The organism is Micromonospora mangrovicola (genome assembly GCF_047200535.1).
Lineage (GTDB): Bacteria > Actinomycetota > Actinomycetes > Mycobacteriales > Micromonosporaceae > Micromonospora.
Genome location: NZ_JBJZOG010000072.1, coordinates 20536 through 32806 on the forward strand (window position 1 = coordinate 20536; position 12271 = coordinate 32806).

A 12271-nucleotide genomic window follows, 5' to 3' on the forward strand; every position below is an offset into this window, starting at 1 on the left:
CCGTCCGGGGGTGGTGAGACCTGCGTCACCCGATCGAGGATCAGGGTACTGCGCGCGGCGCCGTCCCCTCCCGGCCGCGCGCCCGGTGACAGGAAGGACACCCCATGGCCACCGCCGGCACCCACGCCTTCCGCGAGGCGCGCGACTTCCTGCTCGCGCACCGCGAGGACCCCGAGACCGCGTACGAGAAGTTCCGCTGGCCGCGACTGGACGAGTTCAACTGGGCGTTGGACTGGTTCGACGTGCTCGCCGAGGGCAACGACGACCCCGCCCTCTGGATCGTCGAGGCGGACGGCGGCGAGGGCCGCTGGTCGTACGCGGAGCTGTCCCGTCGCTCGAACCAGGTGGCGAACTGGCTGCGCGCCCGGGGCGTACGGGCCGGGGACCGGGTGATCCTCATGCTCGGCAACCAGCTGGAACTGTGGGAGACCATCCTCGCCGCGATCAAGCTGCGCGCGGTGATCATTCCGGCCACGCCGCTGCTGGGCCCGGCGGACCTGGCCGACCGTCTGGAGCGGGGCGCGGCCCGGCACGTGGTGGTCGGGGCGGAGCACGCCGGCAAGTTCGCGCAAATGCCCGGCGACTACACCCGGATCGCGGTCGGTCCGCCGGTCGACGGCTGGCACGACTACGCCGACGCGTACGCCGCGGACGGCGGCTTCACCCCCGACGGGCCGACCCGGGCGGGCGACCCGCTGCTGCTCTACTTCACCTCCGGCACCACCGCCCGGCCGAAGCTGGTCGAGCACACCCACGCGTCGTACCCGGTGGGGCACCTGTCCACCATGTACTGGATCGGGCTGCGCCCCGGCGACGTGCACCTGAACATCTCCTCGCCGGGCTGGGCGAAGCATGCCTGGAGCAACGTCTTCGCGCCCTGGAACGCGGGCGCGACGGTCTTCGTCTACAACTACTCCCGCTTCGACCCGGCCGGGCTGATGGCCGCGATGGACCGGTGCGGGGTGACCAGCTTCTGCGCCCCGCCGACGGTGTGGCGGATGCTCATCCAGGCCGACCTGACCCAGCTCAGGAATCCGCCGCGCAGCGTCGTCGGGGCGGGGGAGCCGTTGAACCCGGAGGTGATCGAGCAGGTCGAGGCGGCCTGGGGGGTGACCGTCCGGGACGGGTACGGGCAGACCGAGACCACCGCGCAGATCGGCAACCCGCCCGGGGCGGCGGTGAAGCCCGGGTCGATGGGGCGTCCGCTGCCGGGGTACGTGGTGACCCTGGTCGACCCGGTGACCGGTGAGCCCGGCGAGGACGGGGAGGTCTGCCTGGACCTGGCGCACCGTCCCACCGCGCTGATGGTCGGCTACCACGGCGACGAGGAGTTGACCGCCACCGCGATGCGGGACGGGTTCTACCACACCGGGGACATCGCCTCCCGGGACGCCGACGGCTACCTGACCTACGTGGGGCGCACCGACGACGTGTTCAAGGCGTCGGACTACCGGGTGTCCCCGTTCGAGCTGGAGAGTGTGCTGCTGGAGCACGAGGCGGTGGCCGAGGCGGCGGTGGTGCCGTCGCCGGATCCGGTGCGGCTGGCCGTGCCGAAGGCGTACGTGGTGCTCGCGCCCGGGTGGGCGGCCGACCACGGGACCGCCGCCGCCATCTTCGCCCACTCGCGGGAGCGGCTGGCGCCGTACCTGCGGGTGCGGCGGTTGGAGTTCGCCGAGCTGCCGAAGACCATCTCCGGGAAGATCCGCCGCACCGAGCTGCGCGCCGCCGAGCGGGACAAGCACGCCGGGGTGGGGGCGCGGCCGGTCGGCGAGTACCGCGAGGAGGACTTCCGGTGAGCCTGCCGTCGTACGCCAGCGGGGTTTCCGACGCCCCGCTGCTGGGTGACACCATCGGCGCGAACCTGGCCCGGGCGGTCGAGGCGTACCCGGATCGCGAGGCCCTGGTCGACTGCCCGAGCGGCCGGCGGTGGACGTACGCCGAGTTCGGTGCCGCGGTGGACGACCTCGCCCGCGGCCTGCTCGCGGCGGGCGTGACGAAGGGGGACCGGGTCGGCATCTGGTCGCCGAACTGCCCGGAGTGGGTGCTGGTGCAGTACGCCACCGCCGCAATCGGCGCGATCATGGTGAACATCAACCCGGCCTACCGTCGGCACGAGCTGGAGTACGTGCTGAACCAGTCCGGGGTGAGCCTGCTGGTCTCCTCACCGGGTTACAAGAGCAGCGACTACCGGGGCATGGTGGAGGCGGTCCGCGGCGACTGTCCGGCGCTGCGGACGGTGGTCTACATCGGGGAGTCGAGCTGGGACGGCCTGGTGGCCGGTGGAGCGTCGGTGCCGGCGGAGCGGCTGGCCGCCCGGGCGGCGGAACTCAGCTGCGACGACCCGATCAACATCCAGTACACCTCGGGCACCACCGGCTTCCCCAAGGGCGCGACGCTGTCGCACCACAACATCCTGAACAACGGCTACTTCGTCGGGGAGCTGGTCCGCTACACCGAGCAGGACCGGATCTGCCTGCCGGTGCCCTTCTACCACTGCTTCGGCATGGTGATGGGAAACCTGGCGGCGACCAGCCACGGCGCCTGCATGATCATCCCGGCGCCGACCTTCGACCCGGCCGCTACGCTGCGCGCGGTCGCCGCCGAGCGGGCCACCTCGCTGTACGGGGTGCCGACCATGTTCATCGCCGAGCTGGCCCTGGCCGACTTCGCCTCGTACGACCTGTCCTCGCTGCGTACCGGGATCATGGCCGGCTCACCGTGCCCGGTGGAGGTGATGAAGCGGGTCATCGCGGAGATGCGCATGACCGAGGTGGCGATCTGCTACGGCATGACGGAGACCTCACCGGTGTCCACCCAGACCCGGCACGACGACGACCTGGACCGGCGGACCGCGACGGTGGGGCGGGTGCTGCCGCACGTCGAGGTGAAGGTGGTGGACCCGGCGACCGGGGTGACGGTGCCCCGGGGCGAGCCGGGGGAGCTGTGCACGCGCGGCTATTCGGTGATGCTCGGCTACTGGGAGGAGCCGGGGAAGACCGCCGAGGCGATCGACCCGGCGCGCTGGATGCACACCGGCGACCTGGCGGTGATGCGCGAGGACGGCTACCTGACCATCGTCGGCCGGATCAAGGACATGATCATCCGGGGTGGGGAGAACGTCTACCCGCGGGAGATCGAGGAGTTCCTCTACCGGCACCCGAAGATCTCCGACGTGCAGGTCGTCGGCGTCCCCGACGAGCGGTACGGCGAGGAGATCCTGGCCTGCGTGATCCTGCGCGACGGGCACGACAGCCTGACCGTCGAGGAGGTGGCCGAGTTCTGCCGGGACCGCCTCGCGCACTACAAGGTGCCCCGCCACGTGCGGGTGATGGACGCGTTCCCGATGACCGTCAGCGGCAAGGTCCGCAAGGTCGAGCTGCGCCGGGCGGGCCTCGGCTGACCGGCACGCCCGGCCCGCCGGTCACTCCCCGGTGCGTCCGTCGAGCTGCTCGCGGACGATGTCCAGGTGACCGGCGTGCCGGGCGTACTCCTGCAGCACGTGGAAGAGGATCGCGGTCAGGGTGGGCCGGCGGTCCGAATCGGTGAACCGGCCGCCCAGCGCGGCGGGTGCCGCGAGCCGGTTGGCCTCGACGATCTCCCGGGTCCGCTCCCCGCCCCGGTGCAGCGCGGCCACCACGTCGGCCACGGTCTCGTCCGGGCCGACGTACCAGCGGTCCTCCGCCCGGTCGCCCCACGGGTCGGGCACCGGCTCCCCGAGGAAACCCCAGACCAGCCAGCGGCGCTCCATGAAGGTCAGATGCTTCACCAGCTCGACGGGCGTCCAGCCGGAGGGCACCCGGGTGGTGCGGGCCTGCGCGTCGGTCAGCCCGGCGAGCCGGTCGGCGACGGTGTCCCGGTAGTAGTCGAGGTAGGTGAGGAACAGCGCCGGCACGTCGGCGGAAGGGCCGGGCTCGGGAAACGGCACGCGCATGCCGGGCAGTATGCCGTGTGGTCGGCATGATCTGCGGTGGTCGGGTCGTTCGGACCACGTTGGGTTGAGGGGGAGCGGGTCAGCGGCACCGGCGTTGGGACCTGCCCTTGGCCGTCCGGACGCGCTCGGCGTCCAGGCGATGGGAGGCCGATGTGGGGTACGTGCTCGTCAGGCTCGCTGGTCACCCCCCGGCTGGTGGCGCGTACTGGCCGTACCGGCTCACCGGGTGCGCTTCGACCTCCACAGCGCAAACATCCGGTGTGCTTTGCTGTCAAGTGTCGGTGACTCCGGGATGGAAATTGGTTGGCGGAGTCGCTGGCATGGTCGGAGACTGCGGCGATGGAACCTTCGCAGTCTGCGCTCATCGTGCCGATACCTGAGGCCGAACCGACGGTCGGTAGGTTCCGCGCGTCGTTGGACCGCGCTGCTTCCTGGGGTGTGCCGGCGCATGTGACTGTGCTGTACCCGTTCCTACCGCCGGAACGGATCGACGAGGCGGTGCTCGCGATGGTGCGGGATATCGTTGCAGCGGTTCCGCGATCCGATGTCTCGCTGACTCATGTGGATTGGTTCGGCGATACCGTCGTCTGGCTCGCGCCGCAGCCAGATCATCTGTTCCGAGATCTCACGGCAGCGGTATGGCGACGGTTTCCCGAGGCGCCACCGTACGCCGGCGCGTACTCGGAGGTGGTGCCGCACCTGACGATCGGTGACGACGCTGCGCGACCGGTGCTGGAGAACGCCGCTGAGGCAGTCTCGGCGCATCTGCCGATCCGGGCGGCCGTCAACGTGGTCCGGCTCATCACAGGAACTCCGGACCGTAGCCCGTGGTGTACGGTGTGCGACTTCCCGCTGGGCGCTTCTCCAGGGACCCCGAGCAGCCCGTAGCCCCGACTCTCCGGCGCAGCCGTTTGCGCTGCCATCCCGGCACAGGTACACACGCAGCGTATACCCCAACCGGCTGAGGGCTGGCAGGTCACGCCGTGGCTTCGTCATAGGGCATGCTGGTCTTGAGGCAGCCGTGACGACGACATCGACGCGCTGGAATTGGCGTATGCACGACGGCGTGGCCTGGTGGCAGGCACACTGGACGATCCCGGTGGGGCGGGAGCCGGCGCTGGTCCTCACGGGCAGGCCCCGGAAGCGGCCACGCCGGCGGTCCGGGGCGCCGGCGACCGGATGGCCATGACGCTCCGTGGCATCGACTAGAGCGTGATCCAGTACCGCCGCACGGGGTCGAGCGCGCTGTCCCGCACGTCCTCGAGCACACCGCCGTGACGCTCGATGGTCCGCGCCGAGGCGACGTTGTCCGTCGCGCAGACGACCAGCACCCGGTCCAGGCCGAGTGCGCGGGCCTCGTCGAGCATCCGGCCCAGCGCCCAGGTGGCCAGCCCACGCCGGCGCGCCGACGGGCGGATGCCATAGCCGATGTGGCCGCCGCCGTGCAGCAGGCGGTCGTTCAGCTCGTGCCGCAGCGCGATGCCGCCGAGGACCCGGTCGTCCTCCACGATCCACCGGTACGTGCAGTGCACCCGGTCGGCGTCCAGCGGCTTCGCCGGATCCGACTGGTCGGTCAGCCGGGCCACCCAAGCCGCGAACCCGGCCGGCGGGCCCACCTCGTCGGTCGGCCGCAGCCCGAAACCGTCCTCATGGACTCCGGGACCCCACTCCGCATGCGCCCCGAGCCACGCGGCGTGCAGGCCGACGGTAGGTGCGACCAGTTCGGGCATCCGACAACGATAGCGGTCCCGCCCCCTCGCCCTCGCCGGGAAAACGGTCAGGCCCGCCAGAACTGGCGGGGCGAGTAGCCCTCGCGGCGCAGCCAGTGCTCGGTGTAGACGATCCGCTCCGCCGGCACCACGACGAGGGGCCCAGCCTGCGGGTCGTCCAGCGACCGGGACCGCTCCACATGGTCGGACTGCCACCGGTACGCCGGCCAGTGGTGGGCGAACTCCGGATCGTCGGGATGGAGCACCCGGGCGCGACCGAAGACCTGCGCGCCCCGGCTGCTGGCCTGCCCGACCAGCGGGGCGAAGATCCCGACGGAGACGCGCGGGTCGGCGGCGATGTTGCGCATCTTTGGCGAGCCGGCCACGGCGGTGAACAACAGCGTGAAGTCGAGGTGGAAGTAGCGCACCGGGGTGGCCAGCGGGCCGCCCGGGCCGGCGGTGGCCAGCACGCACATGTTCTGCGAGGACAACAGGTTGAGGATCCGCTCCTCCAGCCGGGCCCGGTCCAGGCGGGCAGTGGGGGAGGGGCCGGCGAGCCAGGGGTTGGTTACAGCCATGGGTGATCTTCCCACCCGGCTGGCGGAAAACGGGGTGCGGGGTCCGTCGTGCACGGCCATCCTGGCCCGATGAACCTCGACCGACCCACCCTCGACGCGGTCACCCGGGCGCAGATCCAGGACGTCCTGCTGGTGGTGGACAACGTGCTCGGCGCGGACGTGCTCGGCGCGTACCTGCACGGGTCCGGGGTGCTCGGCGGGCTGCGCCCGGCCAGCGACGTCGACGTGTTCGTGGTGTCCGGCCGCCGGACCACCGCGCAGCAGCGCCGGGCGCTGGTCGAGGGGCTGTTCGAGATCTCCGGCCGGCGGGCGTTCCGCGGGCCGGCCCGGCCGGTCGAGCTGACCGTCGTCGCGCACGCCGACGTCCGCCCCTGGCGGTATCCGCCGCGCGGCGAGTTCCTGTACGGCGAGTGGCTGCGCGACGAGTACACCGGCGGTGGCGCGCCGCGGCCCGAGGCGACCCCGGACCTCGCGCCGCTGATCACCATGGTGCTGCGTGGGAACACCCCGCTGGCCGGGCCGCCCCCGGCCGAACTGCTCGACCCGGTCCCCGCCACCGACCTGGCCCGGGCGATCGTCGCCGGCATCCCCGGGCTGCTCGCCGACCTCGACGACGACACCCGCAACGTGCTGCTCACCTTCGCCCGGATCTGGGCCACCCTGGCCACCGGCGACATCTTCCCGAAGGACGTCGCCGCCGACCGGCTGCTCGCCCAACTCCCGCCGGAGCACCGGCCGGTGCTCGCCCACGCCCGGGCCATCTACCTCGGCGAGGCCGAGGAGCGGTGGAGCGGCGAGCTGGCCGCCCAGGTCCGCCCGCACGTCGACCACGTGCTCGCCGAGATCCGCCGGCTGGCACCGGCGGCGGAGGCCGGATGAGCGGCCAGGCGGCCCGGACACCGCTGCCGACGGGGCGGGGCGGCGGCTGGGACGGCCTGGCCCTCGATGTCGCCGCGCCCGCGCATCCCGGGCTGCGGGTGGAGGCGGCCGGCGCCCGCCGGTTCCTGATCCGGCAGGCGGATCGGGTCGTTCTGCTGGCCCGCCAGCACCCCCGCCACTACGGCGTCCACTACGCCCGGACCGGCGGCTACCGCTCGCCCATCCCGTCGATCAGCGCCGCGCTGGCCCGCCGGGTCCGGGACGCCAGCGCCGACGACACCGCCTGGGCGGCGCGCTGGGCACACCGGTTCGCCACCTGGCTCGGCCAAGCCGTCGACGGCCCGCTCCATCGCGGCTCCGGGGTGCTTGCCGACGGCATGCCACGCTGGGCCGTCACCGGCAATTGGAGCCGGCACTGCCGACCGCGCTGCTCTGGTGGATCAGCGGCCTGCACACGCTGACCGTGCTCGACGGCCACGATCGGATCGTCGCCGCCCTCGCCGAGGGCAGCCCACCGCCGGTCGTCGCCCTCGCCCCGGCCGTGGACCCGCGGTGGCGCGCCACCTGGCAACGGCACGAACAGCGGCGTTACGAGGAGAACTTGCCCTACGCTCGGCGGCATGCCCGCGCCCGAACCGGCGACCCGCGCCGACGTGCTGGCCCGCCTCGCCGATCACCTGGCGCCGTGCCGGCCACCGCACCCGCTCCGGGTGGCGGTCGACGGGCCGGACGCCGCCGGCAAGACCCGACTCGCCGACGACCTGACCGGGGTGCTGGCCGGCCGGCGGGACGTGATCCGGGTCAGCGTCGACGACTTCCACCGGCCCGTCGAGATACGCCTGCGGCGCGGCCCGCTCTCACCTGAGGGTTACTACCGGGACGCGCTCGACCACGACGCCCTGATCGAGCGGGTGCTGCGCCCGCTCGGCCCTGGCGGCGACCGGCGCTACCTGCCGGCCGCGCACAACCTCCGCACCGACGCGGCACTGCCCGACGTGCCCCGGACGGCCCGGGCGGACGCCGTGCTGCTCGTCGACGGGGTGTTCCTGCTCCGCCCCGAACTGCGCGGGCACTGGGATGTCGCCATCTACCTGCACGTCGATCCGGAGGAGACGCTGCGCCGGGCCCTCGTACGCGACCTCGACCTGTTCGGCTCCGCCGAGACAGTGCGGCAGCGTTACCGCGAGCGCTACCTGCCCGCCCAGCGGCGGTACCGGTCCGAGGCCCGGCCCCTCGACCGGGCCGACATCCTGCTCGACCTGACCGACCCGTCGGCGCCGGCCGTGCTGCGCTGGCCGGCTGGTAACCCGGTCGGAGCGGACCGCGAATCCTGGTAGGTTCCCTCGCCGTGACGGGGGACAGGCTCGACGGGCGCTTCGCCCGACTCTGGACGGCCAGCACCATGTCGGCGCTGGGCAGCGGCATGGCCACCGTGGCCGCGCCGCTCTACGTGGCCTCGCGGACCGGCGATCCGCTGGTGGTGGCGGCGGGTTCCGCCGTGGCGTGGCTGCCCTGGTTGCTGTTCGCGCTGCCCGGCGGGGTCCTGGTGGACCGGGTCGACCGGCGCCGGCTGATGGTGGTCATCGACTGGGTACGGGTGGCCGTGCTGGCGGTGCTGGCCGCCGCGATGGCCACCGGCCACGCCGGCATCGCCCTGCTGTACGCGGTGCTCTTCGTGGTCAACACCGGCGAGGTGGTGTTCCGCGCCGCCGCGCAGGCGGTCGTGCCGGCGGTGGTTCCCCGGTCCCGCCTGGAGCGGGCCAACGGCTGGCTCGGCGGCGGCACCCAGGTCATGCAGAACCTGGTCGCCGGCCCGCTCGGCGGGTTCCTCTTCCTGGCGGCAGCGGCCATCCCGTTCGCCGTCAACGCCGGCACGTACGCCCTGAGCGCCGTGCTGGTCGGGCTGCTCGCCGGGACGTACCGGGGCGCCGTGGCGCCGGCCGGACGCCGCTCGGTCCGCTCGGAGGTCGCCGAGGGGTTCCGCTTCCTGCTGTCCCAGCGACTGCTGCGCACCATGACCCTGCTGATCGGCCTGCTCAACGTCACCCTCACCGCCGCCCTCGCGGTGCTGGTGCTGCTGGCCGCCGACCGGCTCGGACTCAACGAGGTCGGCTACGGCGCACTGTTCACCTGCCTGGCGGTCGGCGGGCTGCTCGGCGCGGCCCTCGGGGACCGGCTGGTCGCCGCGATCACCGCCACCTGGACCGTCCGGATCGGCCTGCTGATCGAGGCGGGCCTGCACCTGGCCCTGGCCGCCTCGCGCAGCGCGGTCGTCGTCGGGCTGGCACTGTTCGCCTTCGGGGTGCACTCCTCGCTGTGGAACATGGTGGCGAACTCGCTGCGCCAGCGGCTCACCCCGCCCGCGCTGCTGGGCCGGGTGGGCAGCACGAACCTGTTCCTCGCCGCCGGCGGCAACTGCGTCGGCGCGCTGCTCGGCGGCCTGGTCGCCGACCGGTTCGGCATCACCGCGCCGTACTGGGTGGGCTTCGTCGTCGCCCTGCTCGTCATCGCCGCGACCTGGCGGGTCTTCGACCGGGCCACCGTCGCCGCCGCGTACGCCGACCCCGCCCCGGCAGAGCGGGACGCCCCGGCCGTCGTCGCGTGAGCCGCCCGGTGCCGTCGCTCGCCGTACCACCGCTGTTCGCCGCGCTGGAACCGGCCCGGACCGTGCTGACCGCCGGAGCCGGCGGTGGCTTCTCCCCGCACTGACCTCAGCGCGGCGGCACCGGCAGCGTCACGCCCTGTTCGGCCGCCCGGTGGGCCAGCTCGATCAGCTCCACCACGGCCACCGCGTCGGCCGGGTCCACCGGCAGTGGCGCCCCGTCCCGCAGCGCCGCCGCAAGCTGGGCGTAGAAGTCCTGGTAGCGGCCTGCCTCGGTGGGCACCGGGCGCAGCTCGTCGTCGGAGCCGAGCCGGCCGTACCGGTCGGGGCCGACCTCGCCCCAGCCGGGCCGGTCCGGCCGGCCGCCCTCGCGCAGCGCCGCCTCCTGCGGATCCAGCCCGTACGTGGTGTACGCGGCCCGGTCGCCGAGCACCCGCATCCGGGGTCCGAGCTGCGCCGCCACCGCGCTCATCCACAGCTGGGAGCGGATCCCGCCGGCGTGGGTCAACGCCACGAACGCGTCGTCGTCCACCTCGGCCCCGGGCCGCCGCCGGTCCACCTCGGCGTACACCCGGGTCACCGGGCCGAACAGCTGAACCGCCTGGTCGATCAGGTGGGCGCCCAGGTCGAACAGCGCCCCACCGGCCTCACCGGGCGCGCCGCTCTCCCGCCAGCCCGGTTTGATCGCCGGCCGCCACCGCTCGAACCGCGACTCGAACCGGGCCACCCGGCCCAGTTCGCCGGCCTCGACGAGCCGGCGGACGGTCAGGAAGTCCCCGTCCCAGCGGCGGTTCTGGAAGACGGTCAGCGGCACGCCTGCGGCGGCCGCCTCCGTGACCAGCGCGCGGCCCTGCGCCGCGGTCGGCGCGAGCGGCTTGTCCACCACCACCGGCAGGCCGGCCGCCACCGCCGCCCGGGCCATTGGCACGTGCTGCCGGTTCGGGGTGGCCACCACCACCAGGTCCAGGGTGTCCGCGGCCCGCCACAGCTCGTCGGCGCCGTCGACGACGCGGGCGTCCGGATGCTCGGCGTGCACCTGCTCGCGACGCCGCGGGTCGCGGGTCACCACGGCCGCCAGCCGCAGCCCGGGCGTCGCGGCGATCAGCGGGGCGTGGAACACCCGCCCGGCCACCCCGTACCCCAGCAACCCCACCCGCAGCGGCGCCCGCGCCATGCCGTCCCCCGTCGTCGCCCGATGCCTCGACCCTACGCGGCGCGCCGGCGGCGGGGTCGCGGGCGGGCACCGCCCGCGGTGTGACAGCGTGGGCGGGTGGACGCATCCCCGGTCGACGTCGACCTCGCCCTGGTGGGCGGCGGCGGCGCCGCCTCCCTGGTCCTGGCCGCCCTGGACCGGCGCGCAGTGACCGGCCTGCGGGTCGCCGTGATCGACCCGGTGCGCAGGCGCGGCCAGGATCGGACCTGGGCCTTCTGGGGCACCCCGGGCGCCGACCTCGACCCGCTGCTGAGCGCCAGCTGGTCGCGGGTCGACGTGGTCACGCCCGCCGGCCGCCGCGTCCTCCCACTGGCCCCTCTCCGGTACGCCATGCTGCGCTCCGCCCCGGTCTACGACCGGGCCGCCGCGGCCGAGCAGCGGTTGGGCGCGGTGCGCATCGGCGCGCCGGCCGGCGAACTGCGCGACGACGGCCACCGGGTGACCGTCCACGACCCGGACGGACGGCCCCTGGTCCGAGCCGGCTGGGTCCTCGACTCCCGGCCCCGCCCGCCCCGGCGGCCCGGGCGCACCAACTGGCTCCAGCACTTCCGGGGCTGGTGGCTGGCGGCCGACCGGCCCACCTTCGACCCGGACCGGGCGGTGCTGATGGATTTCCGCACCCCGCAGCCGGACCGGGGTGTCTCCTTCGGCTACGTGCTCCCGGTCAGCGACCGGTACGCGCTGGTCGAGTACACCGAGTTCTCACCCGCCCTGCTGCCCGACGCGGCGTACGACGCGGCGCTGCGCGCCTACGCCGCCCTGCTCGACCTGGACCTGGCCGGGCTGCGGGTGCGCGAGGTGGAGAACGGCGTCATCCCGATGACCGACGGCCCGTTCGTGCCCCGCCCGTCGGCGCGGGTGGTGCGCCTCGGCACCGCCGGCGGCGCGACCCGCCCCTCCACCGGCTTCACCTTCTCCGCCATGCTGCGCCAGGCCGACCAGGTGGCCCGGGCCCTCGCCGCCGGCCGCCCGCCGGTGCCGGCGCCCGCGTACCCGTCCCGGCACCGGTGGCTGGACGCGGTGGCGTTGCGGGCCCTGGACCGGGGGCACGTCGACGGGGTCGAGTTCTTCGAGCGGCTCTTCGACCGCAATCCCGCCGAGCGGGTGCTGCGCTTCCTCGACGGGGTCACCTCCCCGGCCGAGGACCTGGCGGTGATGCGGTCCAGCCCGCTGCTGCCGATGACCGGCGCGGTGCTCGGGGACGCCGGGGGCCGGCTGCGCGCCCGGCTGCGCCGGGGGGTGGGGGCCCACCCCCCTTCCGGGGGGGGGGGGTGGGGGGGGGGGGGAGGGGGGGGGGGGGGAGGGGGGGGAAGCGGTCGGCGAGCGCCAACGTGGAGGGGCGGTGCACCGTCAACAGGG

At 74.1% G+C, this 12271-nt stretch carries 12 protein-coding genes; 8 read left to right on the forward strand and 4 right to left on the reverse strand.

The features are described 5' to 3' along the window. Positions 1-104: 104 nt before the first annotated feature. Both ACL02O_RS24225 and ACL02O_RS24230 read left to right on the forward strand, forming a co-directional pair. Positions 105-1796: an AMP-binding protein gene (locus ACL02O_RS24225; RefSeq protein WP_412820441.1), complete on the forward strand. Its 1692-nt coding sequence runs from the start codon at positions 105-107 to the stop codon at positions 1794-1796. Then, positions 1793-3400: an AMP-binding protein gene (locus ACL02O_RS24230; RefSeq protein ID WP_412820442.1), complete on the forward strand. Its 1608-nt coding sequence runs from the start codon at positions 1793-1795 to the stop codon at positions 3398-3400. The genes ACL02O_RS24225 and ACL02O_RS24230 overlap by 4 nt, the downstream gene beginning before the upstream one ends. 21 nt (positions 3401-3421) lie before the next feature. Here ACL02O_RS24230 and ACL02O_RS24235 read toward each other — a convergent pair whose 3' ends face one another. Further along, positions 3422-3931, reverse strand: a complete 510-nt coding sequence (locus ACL02O_RS24235) for a DinB family protein (RefSeq protein ID WP_412820443.1) — start codon at positions 3929-3931, stop codon at positions 3422-3424. Between the two features lie 339 nt (positions 3932-4270). Here ACL02O_RS24235 and ACL02O_RS24240 point away from each other — a divergent pair, with 339 nt between their 5' ends. Beyond that, complete coding sequence (locus tag ACL02O_RS24240) at positions 4271-4819, forward strand: 2'-5' RNA ligase family protein (RefSeq protein ID WP_412820444.1); 549 nt, start codon at positions 4271-4273, stop codon at positions 4817-4819. Positions 4820-5136: 317 nt separating this feature from the next. On the opposite strand, the gene ACL02O_RS24245 is transcribed toward ACL02O_RS24240, so the two are convergent. Then, positions 5137-5661: a GNAT family N-acetyltransferase gene (locus ACL02O_RS24245; protein ID WP_412820445.1), complete on the reverse strand. Its 525-nt coding sequence runs from the start codon at positions 5659-5661 to the stop codon at positions 5137-5139. A 47-nt stretch (positions 5662-5708) separates the two neighbouring features. Further along, entirely contained in the window at positions 5709-6218 is a 510-nt protein-coding gene (locus tag ACL02O_RS24250) for a pyridoxamine 5'-phosphate oxidase family protein (protein WP_412820446.1), read from the reverse strand. Between the two features lie 69 nt (positions 6219-6287). Between ACL02O_RS24250 and ACL02O_RS24255 the strand changes: the two genes are divergently transcribed. The 4 genes from ACL02O_RS24255 to ACL02O_RS24270 all read left to right on the forward strand — a co-directional run bounded on the left by ACL02O_RS24255 (position 6288) and on the right by ACL02O_RS24270 (position 9702). Then, complete coding sequence (locus ACL02O_RS24255; protein ID WP_412820447.1) at positions 6288-7097, forward strand: aminoglycoside adenylyltransferase family protein; 810 nt, start codon at positions 6288-6290, stop codon at positions 7095-7097. Further along, the gene (locus ACL02O_RS24260; RefSeq protein ID WP_412820448.1) at positions 7094-7558 is read left to right on the forward strand and encodes a hypothetical protein; all 465 of its coding nucleotides are present in this window, start codon (positions 7094-7096) and stop codon (positions 7556-7558) included. Before ACL02O_RS24255 ends, ACL02O_RS24260 begins: the two co-directional genes overlap by 4 nt. Positions 7559-7717: 159 nt before the next feature. Further along, positions 7718-8434 (forward strand): nucleoside/nucleotide kinase family protein, encoded by a 717-nt coding sequence (locus ACL02O_RS24265; RefSeq protein ID WP_412820449.1) that lies wholly within the window; start codon positions 7718-7720, stop codon positions 8432-8434. A gap of 11 nt (positions 8435-8445) precedes the next feature. Continuing rightward, the gene (locus ACL02O_RS24270; protein ID WP_412820450.1) at positions 8446-9702 is read left to right on the forward strand and encodes an MFS transporter; all 1257 of its coding nucleotides are present in this window, start codon (positions 8446-8448) and stop codon (positions 9700-9702) included. A gap of 106 nt (positions 9703-9808) precedes the next feature. Here ACL02O_RS24270 and ACL02O_RS24275 read toward each other — a convergent pair whose 3' ends face one another. Then, positions 9809-10873, reverse strand: coding sequence for a Gfo/Idh/MocA family protein (locus ACL02O_RS24275; protein WP_412820451.1), 1065 nt, complete (start codon positions 10871-10873; stop codon positions 9809-9811). A 96-nt stretch (positions 10874-10969) separates the two neighbouring features. Here ACL02O_RS24275 and ACL02O_RS24280 point away from each other — a divergent pair. Next, positions 10970-12271 (forward strand): lycopene cyclase family protein (locus ACL02O_RS24280; protein ID WP_412820452.1); only part of this gene is annotated, 1302 nt, incomplete at its 3' end.

What these genes read in the sequence shown, in the direction of transcription:
- ACL02O_RS24225 (WP_412820441.1), top strand. Translation starts at nt 105, where the DNA reads ATGGCCACCGCCGGCACCCACGCCTTCCGCGAGGCGCGCGACTTCCTG.
- ACL02O_RS24260 (WP_412820448.1), top strand. Translation starts at nt 7,094, where the DNA reads ATGAGCGGCCAGGCGGCCCGGACACCGCTGCCGACGGGGCGGGGCGGC.
- ACL02O_RS24250 (WP_412820446.1), bottom strand. Translation starts at nt 6,218, where the DNA reads ATGGCTGTAACCAACCCCTGGCTCGCCGGCCCCTCCCCCACTGCCCGC.
- ACL02O_RS24275 (WP_412820451.1), bottom strand. Translation starts at nt 10,873, where the DNA reads ATGGCGCGGGCGCCGCTGCGGGTGGGGTTGCTGGGGTACGGGGTGGCC.
- ACL02O_RS24245 (WP_412820445.1), bottom strand. Translation starts at nt 5,661, where the DNA reads ATGCCCGAACTGGTCGCACCTACCGTCGGCCTGCACGCCGCGTGGCTC.
- ACL02O_RS24240 (WP_412820444.1), top strand. Translation starts at nt 4,271, where the DNA reads ATGGAACCTTCGCAGTCTGCGCTCATCGTGCCGATACCTGAGGCCGAA.
- ACL02O_RS24255 (WP_412820447.1), top strand. Translation starts at nt 6,288, where the DNA reads ATGAACCTCGACCGACCCACCCTCGACGCGGTCACCCGGGCGCAGATC.
- ACL02O_RS24265 (WP_412820449.1), top strand. Translation starts at nt 7,718, where the DNA reads ATGCCCGCGCCCGAACCGGCGACCCGCGCCGACGTGCTGGCCCGCCTC.
- ACL02O_RS24235 (WP_412820443.1), bottom strand. Translation starts at nt 3,931, where the DNA reads ATGCGCGTGCCGTTTCCCGAGCCCGGCCCTTCCGCCGACGTGCCGGCG.